The sequence below is a fragment of the Lentzea californiensis genome, from assembly GCF_024648825.1.
Lineage (GTDB): Bacteria > Actinomycetota > Actinomycetes > Mycobacteriales > Pseudonocardiaceae > Lentzea > Lentzea californiensis.
Genome location: NZ_JANBBE010000015.1, coordinates 101,139 through 114,084, shown reverse-complemented (window position 1 = coordinate 114,084; position 12,946 = coordinate 101,139). Strand labels below are relative to the sequence as shown.

At 69.8% G+C, this 12,946-nt stretch carries 16 protein-coding genes; 9 read left to right on the top strand and 7 right to left on the bottom strand.

Annotated features, from left to right (window positions below; translation table 11 throughout):
• Nucleotides 1-357 precede the first annotated feature (357 nt).
• Nucleotides 358-2,133, top strand: a complete 1,776-nt coding sequence (locus LX88_RS37830; protein ID WP_258952567.1) for a 3-hydroxyacyl-CoA dehydrogenase family protein — start codon at nucleotides 358-360, stop codon at nucleotides 2,131-2,133.
• A 44-nt stretch (nucleotides 2,134-2,177) separates the two neighbouring features.
• Entirely contained in the window at nucleotides 2,178-2,771 is a 594-nt protein-coding gene (locus LX88_RS37825; RefSeq protein WP_258952566.1) for a DUF3558 family protein, read from the top strand.
• Here the strand turns inward: LX88_RS37825 and sigJ are convergent.
• On the bottom strand, nucleotides 2,768-3,670 hold the full coding sequence (sigJ, locus tag LX88_RS37820; RefSeq protein ID WP_258952565.1) for an RNA polymerase sigma factor SigJ: 903 nt from the start codon (nucleotides 3,668-3,670) through the stop codon (nucleotides 2,768-2,770). The genes LX88_RS37825 and sigJ overlap by 4 nt on opposite strands.
• A 44-nt stretch (nucleotides 3,671-3,714) precedes the next feature.
• Between sigJ and LX88_RS37815 the strand changes: the two genes are divergently transcribed.
• Nucleotides 3,715-4,086 (top strand): hypothetical protein, encoded by a 372-nt coding sequence (locus LX88_RS37815; RefSeq protein ID WP_258952564.1) that lies wholly within the window; start codon nucleotides 3,715-3,717, stop codon nucleotides 4,084-4,086.
• Here LX88_RS37815 and LX88_RS37810 read toward each other — a convergent pair.
• Nucleotides 4,083-4,289, bottom strand: coding sequence for an FmdB family zinc ribbon protein (locus tag LX88_RS37810; protein WP_258952563.1), 207 nt, complete (start codon nucleotides 4,287-4,289; stop codon nucleotides 4,083-4,085). The genes LX88_RS37815 and LX88_RS37810 overlap by 4 nt on opposite strands.
• Nucleotides 4,290-4,321: 32 nt before the next feature.
• Between LX88_RS37810 and LX88_RS37805 the strand changes: the two genes are divergently transcribed.
• Nucleotides 4,322-4,615, top strand: a complete 294-nt coding sequence (locus LX88_RS37805) for an Rv1322 family protein (protein ID WP_090066589.1) — start codon at nucleotides 4,322-4,324, stop codon at nucleotides 4,613-4,615.
• Nucleotides 4,616-4,618: 3 nt separating this feature from the next.
• Here the strand turns inward: LX88_RS37805 and LX88_RS37800 are convergent, their stop codons facing one another.
• Together LX88_RS37800 and LX88_RS37795 are read right to left on the bottom strand one after the other, a co-directional pair.
• The gene (locus LX88_RS37800) at nucleotides 4,619-5,311 is read right to left on the bottom strand and encodes an alpha/beta fold hydrolase (RefSeq protein WP_258952562.1); all 693 of its coding nucleotides are present in this window, start codon (nucleotides 5,309-5,311) and stop codon (nucleotides 4,619-4,621) included.
• Nucleotides 5,311-5,856 (bottom strand): GNAT family N-acetyltransferase, encoded by a 546-nt coding sequence (locus LX88_RS37795; RefSeq protein WP_258952561.1) that lies wholly within the window; start codon nucleotides 5,854-5,856, stop codon nucleotides 5,311-5,313. The genes LX88_RS37800 and LX88_RS37795 overlap by 1 nt, the downstream gene beginning before the upstream one ends.
• 24 nt (nucleotides 5,857-5,880) lie before the next feature.
• Here LX88_RS37795 and LX88_RS37790 point away from each other — a divergent pair, with 24 nt between their 5' ends.
• Together LX88_RS37790 and LX88_RS37785 are read left to right on the top strand one after the other, a co-directional pair.
• Nucleotides 5,881-6,231 carry a histidine phosphatase family protein gene (locus tag LX88_RS37790; RefSeq protein WP_258952560.1) on the top strand — a complete coding sequence of 117 codons (351 nt, stop codon included), beginning with the start codon at nucleotides 5,881-5,883 and terminating at the stop codon, nucleotides 6,229-6,231.
• Nucleotides 6,198-6,407, top strand: coding sequence for a histidine phosphatase family protein (locus LX88_RS37785; protein ID WP_258952559.1), 210 nt, complete (start codon nucleotides 6,198-6,200; stop codon nucleotides 6,405-6,407). The genes LX88_RS37790 and LX88_RS37785 overlap by 34 nt, the downstream gene beginning before the upstream one ends.
• Before the next feature lie 170 nt (nucleotides 6,408-6,577).
• Here LX88_RS37785 and LX88_RS37780 read toward each other — a convergent pair whose 3' ends face one another.
• The 3 genes from LX88_RS37780 to mce all read right to left on the bottom strand — a co-directional run bounded on the left by LX88_RS37780 (nucleotide 6,578) and on the right by mce (nucleotide 9,977).
• Complete coding sequence (locus LX88_RS37780) at nucleotides 6,578-8,023, bottom strand: chromosome segregation protein (RefSeq protein WP_307791849.1); 1,446 nt, start codon at nucleotides 8,021-8,023, stop codon at nucleotides 6,578-6,580.
• Nucleotides 8,024-8,059: 36 nt separating this feature from the next.
• Nucleotides 8,060-9,373, bottom strand: coding sequence for a crotonyl-CoA carboxylase/reductase (ccrA, locus tag LX88_RS37775; protein ID WP_258952558.1), 1,314 nt, complete (start codon nucleotides 9,371-9,373; stop codon nucleotides 8,060-8,062).
• A 163-nt stretch (nucleotides 9,374-9,536) separates the two neighbouring features.
• Nucleotides 9,537-9,977: a methylmalonyl-CoA epimerase gene (mce, locus tag LX88_RS37770; protein WP_258952557.1), complete on the bottom strand. Its 441-nt coding sequence runs from the start codon at nucleotides 9,975-9,977 to the stop codon at nucleotides 9,537-9,539.
• 125 nt (nucleotides 9,978-10,102) lie between these two features.
• Between mce and LX88_RS37765 the strand changes: the two genes are divergently transcribed.
• Genes LX88_RS37765 through LX88_RS37755 form a run of 3 tightly spaced genes read left to right on the top strand, consistent with a single transcriptional unit; the run spans nucleotide 10,103 to nucleotide 12,860 of the window.
• Nucleotides 10,103-11,293: an acetyl-CoA C-acetyltransferase gene (locus tag LX88_RS37765; protein ID WP_090066584.1), complete on the top strand. Its 1,191-nt coding sequence runs from the start codon at nucleotides 10,103-10,105 to the stop codon at nucleotides 11,291-11,293.
• 11 nt (nucleotides 11,294-11,304) lie between these two features.
• Nucleotides 11,305-12,255, top strand: a complete 951-nt coding sequence (gene meaB, locus LX88_RS37760; RefSeq protein ID WP_258952556.1) for a methylmalonyl Co-A mutase-associated GTPase MeaB — start codon at nucleotides 11,305-11,307, stop codon at nucleotides 12,253-12,255.
• The gene (locus LX88_RS37755) at nucleotides 12,252-12,860 is read left to right on the top strand and encodes a hypothetical protein (RefSeq protein WP_258952555.1); all 609 of its coding nucleotides are present in this window, start codon (nucleotides 12,252-12,254) and stop codon (nucleotides 12,858-12,860) included. The genes meaB and LX88_RS37755 overlap by 4 nt, the downstream gene beginning before the upstream one ends.
• Nucleotides 12,861-12,946 lie beyond the last annotated feature (86 nt).

Genomic DNA, 12,946 nt, shown 5'->3' with positions numbered 1-12,946 from the left:
GCCCGACCTTCCGCCCCCGCCCTTCTGCGCTCCACACTCCCGCGCCCTGACCTCCCGAGCCCGCGCGGCCGAGGCCCTACCCGCTGCGGTCCCCTCGCAGCTCCGCCCCTCACACCGCGCGTCCGGCCCTCCGCCCCCAACGCAGCCCGACCAGCCCGCCACCCCTCAGATAGCGCAAGCCCCCGTTCCCCCACATGGGTTCATCAGGCAAAAGTCCGGCCGCGGGCGTTCGCTAGACCGATAACTGTTTCGATCCCGATGGCGAAGCTCACGACGCCCGCCGGCGCTGGGAGTGGCATAGTCGCCCGCAAGTTACTCCTTGGTAGCCCACGATTTACCCCGGCAGGGAGGTCTGCAGTGGCGCGCGAAATCAACACCGTCGGAGTCGTCGGCTTCGGAACCATGGGCGCGGGCATTGTGGAGGTACTCGCGCGCACCGGGCTCGCGGTGAAGGTGGTGGAAGTCGACGCCGCCGGCGTCGAGCGCGGTCTCGGGCACCTCGAGCACTCGACGCAGCGGGCCGTGAAGCGCGAGAAGCTCACCGCGGACGAGAGTGCGGCGCTGCACGGCAGGGTCACCACGAGCCTCGACCTGAGCAGCCTCGCGGACTGCGACCTCGTCGTCGAGGCGGTGCCGGAGAGCATCGAGCTCAAGTCGCGGATCTTCAAGGAGCTCGACGAGGTCCTGAAGCCCGAGGCGATCATCGCGTCCAACACGTCGTCGCTGTCGATCACCGAGATCGGCGTCGTCACGAAGAGGCCCGGCAAGGTCGTGGGTCTGCACTTCTTCAACCCCACGCAGGTCCTCAAGCTGGTCGAGGTCGTGCGCACGGTCGTCACGGAGCCGGACGTGATCACCGACGTGGTCGCGTTCACCGAGCGGCTGGGCAAGTCACCGGTCGTGATCGGGGACCGGGCGGGCTTCATCGCGAACGCCCTCCTCTTCCCGTACCTGAACCACGCCGTCAAGATGCTGGAGTCCAAGTACGCGACGCGCGAGGACCTCGACGCCGCCATGCGGTACGGGTGCGGTTACCCGATGGGACCGTTGGCGCTGCTGGACCTCATCGGTCTCGACACCGCGTACGAGATCCTCGACACGATGTACCACCAGTCGCGCAACCGGTTGCACTCGCCGGCGCCGCTGCTGAAGCAGATGATCACGGCCGGGCTGCTCGGCAGGAAGACCGGGCGCGGTTTCTACACCTACGACGGGCCCGATTCGCCGGTTGTCGTGAAGGACGTGCACACACCGTCCGAAGTGGACAGTGCTACGCAGGCGCGTGAGGTCCAGCGGGTCGGTGTCATCGGTACCGGCACGATGGCCACGGGCATCGCCGAGGTGTTCGCCAAGCGCGGGTACGACGTGGTGTTGCGGGCGCGCGGTCTGGACAAGGCGGAGAAGGCGATCGGCGCGGTGCGCAAGTCGCTCGACCGCGCGGTCAGCAAGGGCAAGCTGACCGAACAGGACCGCGACGCGGTGCTCGGCCGCATCTCGCCCGCCGTGGAGTTCGTGGAACTGGCGGACTGCGACCTGGTCGTCGAGGCGGTGGCCGAGGAGATCGGGATCAAGAAGGAGGTCTTCGCGGCGCTCGACGAGGTGTGCAAGCCCGGCGCGGTGCTCGCGACGACCACGTCGTCGCTGCCGGTCATCGAGATCGCGGCGGCCACCGGCAGGCCGGCGGACGTCGTGGGCCTGCACTTCTTCAACCCCGCGCAGGTCATGAAGCTGGTGGAGGTCGTGGAGACGATCTCCACGGGCGCCGACGTGGTCGCGACGGCCCGCAAGATCTGCCTCGACCTCGGCAAGCACCCGGTGCACTGCGGCGACGTGGCCGGCTTCATCGTCAACGCGCTGCTCTTCCCGTACCTGAACGACGCGGTGAGGATGCTGGAGGCCCACTACGCGGAGGCCGACGACATCGACAACGCGATGAAGGTCGGCTGTGGCCTGCCGATGGGACCGTTCGCGCTGCTCGACGTCGTGGGTCTGGACGTGTCGCTGGCCATCCAGCGCACGCTCTACAACGAGTTCCGCGAGCCCGGTTTCGCGCCGGCGCCGTTGCTGGAGCACCTGGTCACGGCCGGTCGTCTCGGTCGCAAGACGGGCAAGGGGTTCCGCGACTACTCGTGAGCCGCTCACAGGGGCACCATGTCGCGTCTGGCATGGTGGGAGCCATGCGGCGACTGGTGCTCCTGTTGGCTGTCCTCGTGCTCGCGTCCGGCTGTGCGCGTGCGATCGTCGAGGGCAGTCCGGTCGCGCAGGCCCCTCTCGACGTGACCTCACCGTTCGGCGAGGAAGGGTCCACGGACCCGAGCACCGAGCCCAGTGAGTCCGAGGACCCGGAGAGCGCGCCGATCGACGGCGAGATCACGCCCAACTGCGCCAAGCTGAAGTGGACGGACCTGCCCTACCCCGGTGCCAAGGCCGAAACGCCGCCCACGCAGATCAACTACGACTCGACGTTCGAGGAGTCGTGCCGCTGGACGACGAAGATCGACGGCGTCGAAGTCGGTGTCTCCCTGCGGTATCGCGACAGCAAGCAGATCAAGATCGAGCGCACCACCGGCGAGTGGGACGTGAAGGACCACAAGATCGCGTACCTCGACCGCTCGGGCGAGCAGGACGTCGAACCGTCGTGCGTGCTCGCCCTGCCCTACAACGGTGGCGGGCTCGGCATCATCGTCATCGACTCGAGCGGCAAGTTCGGCGACGTCTGCGAGCAGGGCCGCAAGATCGCCGAGGTCATGATCGACCGCGAGACCGCCTAGTCCTGGTCCTGTCCCGCAGTGCGCCACGGCTTCAGCTTCTCCGGGTTCCGCATCGCCCAGATCCTGGTGATCTGGTCGTTCTCCACCTCGAAGGCCGCCACCGTCACCGCGACATCGTCACGAGTCGCCACCAGGCCCGGCCTGCCGTTGACCGTCCTGGCGAGGATCGTCAGATCCGGCGCGATCTTCGCGATGCCGATGACGTAGCGGGCGATCTGCTCGCGGCCTGCCACCGGCTTCAGCACCGTGCCGACCTGGCCGCCGCCGTCGGCGATCATGATGGCGGCCGGGTCCAGTAGGGCGATCAGGGCCTGGATGTCCTGCGCTTCCCAGGCTTGTTTGAAATCTCGCACCACGTCCGCCTGCCGCGCGGCCGGGATCTCGTCGCGCCGCGACGCGCGAATCCGCCGTCGCGCGGACGTGGCCAGTTGCCGGCACGCCGCGGGGCTCCTGCCGACGATGTCCGCGACCTCCGCGAACGGGAACCGGTAGACGTCGTGCAGCACGAAGCTGACCCGTTCCGCCGGAGTCATCTGCTCCAGCACCACCAGGAACGCCATGGTGACCGACTCGTCGAGGGTGACGCGGTCCGCCGGATCGGGCCCGCCGCCCCATTCCTCCCGGTCCGGGAGAGGCTCCGGAATCCACTCACCGACGTAGCGCTCCCGCCTGGCCCTGGCCGACCCCAGCACGTCCAGGCAGATGCGGCCGGCGACCCTCGTCAGCCACGCTCCCGGGGACTCGATGGTGTCCCGCTGGTCCGGTGACAGCGCGTACCACCGCGCGTAGGTCTCCTGCAGCACGTCCTCGGCGTCGGCCAGCGAACCCAGCAGGCGGTAGGCGAGGTTCAGCAGGTGCCGCTGTTCGCTCACGATCGCGTGCACACCAGGATCAGCCAAGGTCCCCCGCCTCACATTTCCGGATGCTGCGTCGTCGGACTGTCATGACCACGCAGACCACGGCAAGACCCGCCAACTTCAAGCTTCTGCACGCCACCGTCGTGCTGCAGACCGGAGCCGTCTTCCTCCAGTCCGTCACCGCGGGGTTGATGATGACCCTCCCGTACGGGCACGTCCTGCACAGCGCCGGCTCGTACACGTTGTGGGTCGTCACGGTCGTCCACGTCGTCGCCGCGGTTCTCGCGTGGCGGCCGGGCGGCGGCTCACCTCAGCCCATCTGGTTCGCGGCCGGCTTCCTGGCGCTGATCACCGCTCAGGTCTTCAGCGGCCTCTTCCACCTCACGGCGCTGCACGTTCCCCTCGCCGCGGCACTGCTCGTCGCCAGCGTGGTCTACCTCTTCAAGATCCGGCGCTAGCTGCAGCAACCTCCGCCGCAGCACCCACCGCCGCCACCACCGGGCGCGGCCTGCTGCGTGCCGCCGATACCGGCCATGGACAGCAGCTTCACCGTGTCGGGATGGCCCTCGGGACAGCTCGCCGGCGAGGACGACTCGCTCATCGGGCGCTGCACGTCGAAGGCGTCGTCGCAGGTTCGGCAACGGAACTCGTAGGTCGGCACGCCCTGATTCTACGAGCGGTTAACGTGTTGTCGTGCCACGTCGCAACAGCCCCAAGCCACACGACCCCCGACCCCTCGGTGGTGGTGTCGGCTGGGCGCGCACCGAGTCGGGTCCGGACGGGGACTGGCTGGTCCGCGCCATCTCGGGCGCGCAGGCGCAGAAGACCTACCGCTGCCCCGGCTGCGACCACGAGATCCGCCCCGGCGTCGCACACGTCGTGGCGTGGCCCGCCCAGGAGACGGGCTCGGTGGAGGAACGCCGCCACTGGCACCAGGCGTGCTGGGACTCGCGCGGCCGGCGCTGGCCGGCCGCGCGCCGCTGGTAGCTGCTAGACCCCGACCTGCGCACGCCACCGTTCGAGCCGGAAGCGGAACTCTTCCGGCTGCTCGACGGGCGGCAGGTGGCCCGCGCCCTCGATGCGTTCGCTCGTGGAGTGCATCAGCGTCACGGCGAGCTTCGCGGCCACGTCGGGCGGCGTGAGCTTGTCGTGTTCGCCCACGAGCACCAGGGACGGGACGTTCAGCGACTCCAGCACGTTCGTCGAGTCCGGCCGCTTCGCCATCGCACGCTGCCACCACGCCACGTCCTCGGCCTGCTGATCGAGGATCATGGTGCGCACCGCCGCCCGCGCCGTGTCCGAGGCGTCCGGGCCGAGCAGGTTCGGCAGCATCGCGTCCGCCAGCCACTCGCCGACGCCCTCGCGTTCGACGCGGTCCGCCATCGCGTGCCGGTTCGCGGCTGCGTCCGGAGCGTCCGCGGTGTGCTTGGTGTCGACGAAGACCAGGCCCTTGACCCGCTCCGGCGCACGCCTGAGCAACGCCATCGCCACGTAGCCGCCCATCGAGCAGCCGCCGAGCACGACGCTGCCCAGCTTCCGCTCGTCGAGCACGCCGAGCACCTGGGCGGCGACGGTGTCGAGATCGGGTTCACCGTTTCCGCGCAACGACGGCGTCAGCGCGCCCGGCACGTCCCACATCCGCGCGTCGAGCGGAAAGGCGTGCAGCAGCACCAGGTCGTCCATCAGCTCTCCCACTCCGGCGCCAGCACCGACCACACCTCGACGTCCTGACGAACCCCGCGGTGCAGGAAGTACGAGCGCAGCACGCCGTCCCTGCTCATCCCGAGCCGCCGCGCGACCGCGATGCTGGGCGCGTTCGCCGACGACACCAGCCACTCAACCCGATGCACGCCGCGTTCGCGAACCACCCAGTCGATCAGGATCGTCGCCGCCCGCGTGACCAGCCCCTTGCCGGTCGCGGCGGGCTCCAGCCAGCACCCGACCTCGGCGCGGCCCTGCGGGACGTCCATCACGCGCAGCAGCACGCCGCCGACCAGCTTGTCGTCCAGCCAGATCCCGAAGATCCGCCCGGTGTCGGCCGCCGCCTTGTCCGCGTAGCCCTGCAGGAGCTCGCGCGTGCTCTCCAGGTCCTTCGCCTTGTCCGCGAACCCGATGTGCTGCCCGATGAACTCCCGGCCGCGCTCCATGTGCGCGAAGAACTCCTCGGCCTGCCACGGTTCCAGCGGCCTGAGCTCGGCACCCTCTGTGCCCAGCGGTTTCACGAACATCCTGTTCCCCCAAGATGGTGTGTTGTGACGACGCGAATCGTATTGGTGCGCCACACGCAGTCCGTGCCGCCGCGCTTCGGCGTGCCCGACGACGACCGGCGCCCGCTGACGCCCGCGGGCGTGGAGGCGGCGAAGTCGTTGGCCGGGCGCCTTGCCGCGTACGAGCCCGCCGCGGTGCTGTCGAGCCCGCAGCTGCGCGCGGTGCAGACCGTCACGCCGGCCGCCGACGCGCTGGGGCTCGCGGTGACGACGTGGCCCGAGCTGCGGGAGTGGGAGTCGGGACTGCTGCCGAGTGCGGACTGGGAGGCCCGGTACGCCACAGCTGGGCTCAGCCGGGATCCGTGCACGGGGCGGGGGAGAGCCTCGACGCGCTGACGTCGCGGGCCGGGAAAGCGTTGGCGCGCATGGCCGTGGAGTACCCGGACGTGACTGTGCTGGTGGGGTCGCACGGGACGTTCCTGACGCGTGCGTTGATCGCGTCGGGACGTGCTGTGGATCGGGCGTTCTGGCGTGCGATGCCGATGCCGGCGGTCCACGAGGTCGTGGTCTGACCTGCGCGAACCCGAAATTGTCGGTGCCGGATGGGATGATTGAAATCAGGGGTCCCCCTAGGCGGGGGACCCCTGCGTGAGCTTGCGGCGCGAAGATTTTCAGCCGGCTGCGCGCGGGTGGGCTCGCGACGGCAGGAGTCTCTGGCCGGCTGCCGCGCGAGCTTGTGGCGTCAGGACTTCTTGGCGGTCTGCGGACGTGCGAGCTGCGCCGTGGGGCCGTCGACCTGAGATGACTGGGCCTGGGGCGCCTTCGGCTGCGGTGCCTTGGGCTGCGGTGTCTTCTGCTGGGGAGCCTGAGCCGGCTTGTTCGGCGCGGCGGGCGCGGCCTGCTGAGCAGGAGAGGCCTGCTTCGCGGGAGCCGGGGCCTGGGCGGGCTGGGGCTGGGCGGGCTGGGCCGGAGAACCCGAACCCTTCGCGGCACCAGCCTGCGCCGGAGCACCCGCAACCTGTGCCGGAGCACCTGAACCCTGCGCGGGAGCACTCGGTGCCTGGGCACCGGAACCCTGCGCCGGGGCACTCTGACCCTGAGCCGGAGCGCTAGGCCCCTGAGACGGGGCGCCGGAGCCCTGTGCCGGAGTACCCGGACCCTGCGGCGCGGGAGCGGGCGCGGCCGGCTTCTCCTCTTCCACCGGGTCGAGCAGCGGCACGACGTCCTGCAGCGCCGTCCGCACGTTGTGGAGCTGGTGCGACAGGCGGTTGCGCAGGTTGCGGAGCTGTTCCACGCGCTGGGCGGCGGCGGTGGTGCGGCGGTTGGCTTCCTCGGTGGCCTCGCGGACGCGGCGGTTCGACTCGTCGGTCGCTTCCTGGATGCGCGCGGTGGCCTCGGTGACCGCGGCGTGGCGGCGGCGGTTGGCCTCTTCGGTGGCCTCGCGGACGCGGCGTTCGGCGTCGGCCTTCGAGGTGGTCTGTTCCTGTGTGATCGCGGCGCGGACGCGGGCGGCTTCCTCAGCCGCCTCGCGCATGCGGCGGTCAGCTTCGTTCTTGGAGGCGGCTTCCTGGGCTGCCAGCGTCGCCATCGCCTCGGAGCGGCGGGCGGCCATCGCGATCTCGAAGTCCTCTTCGACGGTCACGCGGCGCTGCTCGGACTCGTCGGCGATCTTGCGTGCGGCGCTCTCGGCCTCGGAGACGATCTTCTCGGCCTCGTTGCGCGCGGTTTCCAGCACGTTCTTGTGCTCGGCCTCCATGGCCGCGCGGCGTTCGTCCAGTTCGGCGATCAGCGTTTCGTAGCGCTGGCGCAGCACACCCGCGTCGGCTTCCGCCTTGGCGCGGATGTGCCCGCCTTCCGCTTCGGCGCGGGCCTTGATCTCGTTGGCCTCGTCCTGGGCCAGCCGCAGCATGCGCTGGAGGCGCTCGGAGAGCCCCTCCAGCGTCGTCGGCGGCAGCGACAGGCGCTCCACCTGGTTGCGCATCTCGGTGATCTCCGAGCGTGCGGCTTCCAGCTGGCGCGCCAGGTCGGACGTCTGGGAGACGGCGGCATCGCGGTCCGCGGCGAGCAGCCGCAGGTCCGAGTCGAGGCGTTCGAGATGATCCTCGACCTGAGCGCGGTCGTAACCGCGCTTGACGATGTCGAAGCCGGATCCCAGTGGGACGAGGTCACGGTCGTCGGCGAGGCCCATGCCCCTCACGCTACCCGTTCGGGTAACCCCAGAAGGTCACACACCCCGGAATCGATTGATAGCTGTGAGGTGCTTCGCGCGCAGTTCGTGATCCAGCACACCAAGACCTTCTTCCGGCGCAAGGCAGAGCACGCCGACCTTGCCCTGGTGCGCGTTGCGGTGCACGTCGTGCGCGGCCTGGCCCGTTTCGTCCATTGAGTACACCTTGGACACCGTCGGGTGGATCTTTCCCTTTGCGATCAACCGGTTCGCCTCCCACGCCTCGCGGTAGTTCGCGAAGTGCGAGGAGATGATGCTCTTCAGGTTCATCCACAGGTAACGGTTGTCGTACTGGTGCATGTACCCGGAGGTCGACGCGCACGTGACGATCTTGCCGCCCTTGCGCGCCACGAACACCGACGCGCCGAACGTCTCGCGGCCGGGGTGCTCGAACACGATGTCCGGGTCCTCGCCGCCGGTCAGCTCACGGATGCGAGCGCCGAACCGCTTCCACTCGCGCGGGTCCTGCTCGTGCTCGTTCTTCCAGAACTTGTAGCCCTCGGCGGAACGATCGATGATCAGTTCGGCGCCCATGGAACGAACGATCTCCGCCTTCTCCGGCGAGGAGACGACGCAGATGGGCGTGGCGCCACCGTTCAGCGCGAACTGCGTGGCGTACGAGCCCAGGCCGCCGGACGCACCCCAGATCAGCACGGTGTCGCCCTGCTTCATGTTCGCACCGTTGGTCGACACGAGCTGGCGGTACGCGGTGGAGTTCACCAGACCCGGTGACGCCGCCTCTTCCCACGTGAGGTGCTTCGGCATCGGCATCAGCTGGTTCGACTTCACCAGCGCGAGGTCCGCGAGACCACCGAAGTTCGTCTCGAAGCCCCAGATCCGCTGCTGCGGGTCGAGCATCGTGTCGTTGTGGCCGTCCGGTGCCTCCAGCGGCACGTCCAGGCAGTGCGCCACGACGCGGTCGCCCGGCTTCCACGCGGTGACACCGGGACCGGTGCGCACGACAACGCCGGCCAGGTCCGATCCCACGACGTGGTACGGCAGGTCGTGGCGGCCGCCCAGCTTGCGCAGGAAGCCGAACGTGGACACCGGCTCGAAGATCGAGGTCCACACGGTGTTGTAGTTGATCGCGGACGCCATGACGGCGACCAGCGCCTCGCCCGGACCGAGCTCCGGCGTGGCGACTTCGTCGACGTGCAGCGACTTGCGCGGGTCCTTGTCCCGCGTCTCGAGGCCCGAGAACATGTCGGCCTCGTCCGCGTGCACCGTCACGCCCCGATAGCTGTCCGGAACGTCCAAGGAACCGATCGCGCCCAGCTCATCGGCCAGGATCGCGTCAAGGATCTTCTGCACGGCGGCATTCCTTCCCGATTGAGGGATAGTCGCAGGTTGCCGGAGGTTACTCACCAGTAACCGATTCAGAATCACGCGTGTGAGGGATCCCACCCGAAATGTCCACCGGGCGTCGGAGTGATCGAGGGGCGTGCGCCCTGCGGACGCGAACAGGCGTTCGCCGCTAGTGCTTCGCGGGCTCGACCAGTTCGATGAGCACGCCGCCCGCGTCCTTCGGGTGCACGAAGTTGACCCGGCTGCCGGCCGTGCCGCGCTTGGCCGCGTCGTAGAGCAGGCGCAGGCCCTTCGCCCGCAGCGCGTCCGCCGCGACGTCCACATCGGACACCCGGTAGGCGAGCTGCTGCAGGCCGGGGCCGGAGCGGCCGATGAACTTGGCGATCGTCGAGGCCTCGTTCAGCGGGGCCAGCAGCTGGATCGCGGTGCCCGCGTGGTCGCCGGGCGCGTGCAGCATGGCCTCGCGCACGCCCTGCTCCTCGTTGACTTCCTCGTGAGCGACTTCGAGGCCGAAGTTGTCGCGGTAGAACGCGATGGCGGCGTCGAGGTCGGGCACGGCGATGCCCACGTGGTCGATCGCGGTCACGAATCGAGCGAGGTCTGCGTTCATAGCGGGGAAGGGTATCCACCTGATCGGTGCAGGTGCTCATGTGCGAGGTCTCACACGATTACCGCCCAGTAGCCCCAGGTATGGTGCCTAGTTAACGACCGTTCGCTCTTCCAATGGAGGCAGTTGTGTCCGGTTCCGTGATCGTCGCCGGTGCGCGTACCCCGATGGGCCGACTGCTGGGATCGCTCAAGGACTTCTCGGGCGCCCAGCTGGGTGGCGTCGCGATCAAGGCGGCGCTGGAGCGCGCGGGCGTGGCCCCCGAGCAGGTGCAGTACGTGATCATGGGTCAGGTGCTCACCGCCGGCGCGGGTCAGATTCCCGCCCGCCAGGCCGCTGTGGCCGCGGGCATCCCGATGAGCGTGCCCGCGCTGACCATCAACAAGGTGTGCCTGTCCGGCATCGACGCGATCGCGCTGGCCGACCAGCTGATCCGCGCCGGCGAGTTCGACGTCGTCGTGGCCGGTGGCCAGGAGTCGATGACGCAGGCGCCGCACCTGCTGCCGAAGTCGCGCGGCGGGTTCAAGTACGGCGACGTGACGCTGCAGGACCACATGGCGCACGACGGTCTGTTCTGCGCGTTCGACCAGGTCGCGATGGGCGTCTCGACCGAGAAGTACAACGAGCGCTACGGCGTCACGCGGGAGGAGCAGGACGCGTTCTCCGCGCGGTCGCACCAGCTCGCCGCGAAGGCCGCCGGGAACGGCGTGTTCGACGCCGAGATCGCGCCGGTCGCGATCCCGCAGCGCAAGGGCGACCCGGTCCTGTTCAGCACGGACGAGGGCGTCCGCGCCGACACGACCGCCGACTCGCTCGGCAAGCTGCGCCCGGCGTTCGCCGCGGACGGCACCATCACCGCGGGCTCGGCGTCGCAGATCTCCGACGGTGCGGCCGCCGTGGTCGTGATGAGCAAGGCGAAGGCCGAGGAACTGGGCCTGGAGTGGATCGCGGAGATCGGCGCCCACGGCGTCGTCGCGGGTCCCGACGCCTCGCTGCACGAACAGCCGTCCAACGCGATCAAGGCCGCGTGCGCCAAGGAGGGCATCGACCCCGCCGACCTCGACCTGATCGAGATCAACGAGGCGTTCGCGGCGGTCGGCATCGTCTCGTCCCGTCAGCTCGGGATCTCCGAGGACAAGGTCAACGTCAACGGCGGCGCCATCGCGCTGGGCCACCCGATCGGCATGTCCGGTGCCCGCATCGCCCTGCACCTCGCGCTCGAGCTGCAGCGCCGAGGCGGCGGCGTGGGCGCCGCGGCGCTGTGCGGTGGTGGTGGTCAGGGTGACGCCCTGATCATCCGCGTGCCCGCCAAGGCCTAGTGTCCTCGGCCGTGGCCACAGCTGTTGACGTAGCAGGACTGGTCGACCGCGCGCGTGACGGCGAGCCGCGCGCGGTCGCCAGGCTGATCTCGCTGGTGGAACAGGCGAGCTCGGCCCTCCCGGAGGTGGCTGCGGCACTCGCCCCGCACACCGGCAACGCCCAGGTCATCGGCCTGACCGGCGCCCCCGGCGTGGGCAAGTCGACCTCCACCAACGCCCTCGTGCGCGCCTTCCGCGCCGAGGGCAAGCGCGTGGCCGTGATCGCCGTCGACCCGTCCAGCCCGTTCTCCGGCGGCGCCCTGCTGGGAGATCGCGTGCGCATGGGCGACCACGCCACCGATCCCGGCGTCTTCATCCGCTCGATGGCCACCCGTGGCCACCTCGGCGGCCTGTCCTGGGCCACCCCGCAGGCGTTGCGCGTGCTCGACGCCGCCGGCTTCGACGTGGTCCTCGTGGAGACGGTCGGCGTCGGTCAGTCCGAGGTGGAGATCGTCGCCCTCGCCGACACGACCATCGTGCTGCTGGCACCGGGCATGGGCGACGGCATCCAGGCCGCGAAGGCGGGCATCCTGGAGATCGCGGACGTCTTCGTCGTCAACAAGGCCGACCGCGACGGCGCAGACCAGACAGCGCGCGACCTCAAGTACATGATCTCCCTGGGCCGCCGCGACCGCTCCGGCCCGGTCTGGCGCCCACCGGTCGTGAAAACGGTGGCCGCCCGCATGGAGGGCCTCGACCGCGTCGTCGAGGCGATCGCCGAACACCAGTCGTGGATGGCGGCGCACGGCGAACTCCAGGAACGCCGCCTCCGCAGGGCGGGCGCCGAGATCGAGGCGATCGCCGTGGACCGGGTCCGCACCCGCTTCGGCCCGGTCGACCAGCTCGCGAAGCGCGTGGTTTCCGGCGAACTGGACCCGTTCGCCGCGGCCGAGCTGTTGATCAGCGGTAATCTGCGGCCATGACCGCTTGGGGAGCACCTCCACCCGTCATCGTCGACCTCGGCAAGAGCGACACCCGCAAGGTGCTGATCGGCGGCTCGGTAGCCGGAATCCTGGGCGTCCTCGCCCTGGTGGGTGCCGTCACCGCCTTCGTGGACGGCGAACCGGTGGGCGGCAGCATCGCGGCCGTCATCGGCATCGCGTTCACCGGCATCGGCGTCATGGCCGTCGTCAAGTGGAAGACCATCTCCCGCCCCCGCAAACTCGTCATCGAGCAGCAGGGCATCCGCCTCGACGACCCGCAGAGCATGCCGTGGGCGGTGGCCTGGCAGGAACTGGGCGCGATCTCGATCTCCCGGACCCAGGAACGCGCCGTTCAGCTCGCCGACGCCCTGGTGCCCCGAACCCTGGTGCGCGTCGACCTGCACCCGCGCGACCCGCAGCAGTTCCGGCCCGCGCACCCGACGATGGAACCCCTGTGGGAGTTCCACCGGGTGCAGAACGGCTACCGGCTGCCGCTGGGCGACTCGGCCGGGTTCATCGGGCCGATCGACCACGGACTGCGGACGTTCGCCCCGCAGATCTACCGCGGAGTGATCGACGAGGGCTTCACCGTCGGCCTGCACTGAGCAACCGCCCGCCCACGCGAGCCGACCCCCGTCCGTCACGCTTCTGAGTCAACCAAGACGCACCTCTACTCTCAGTAGTCCCAAAG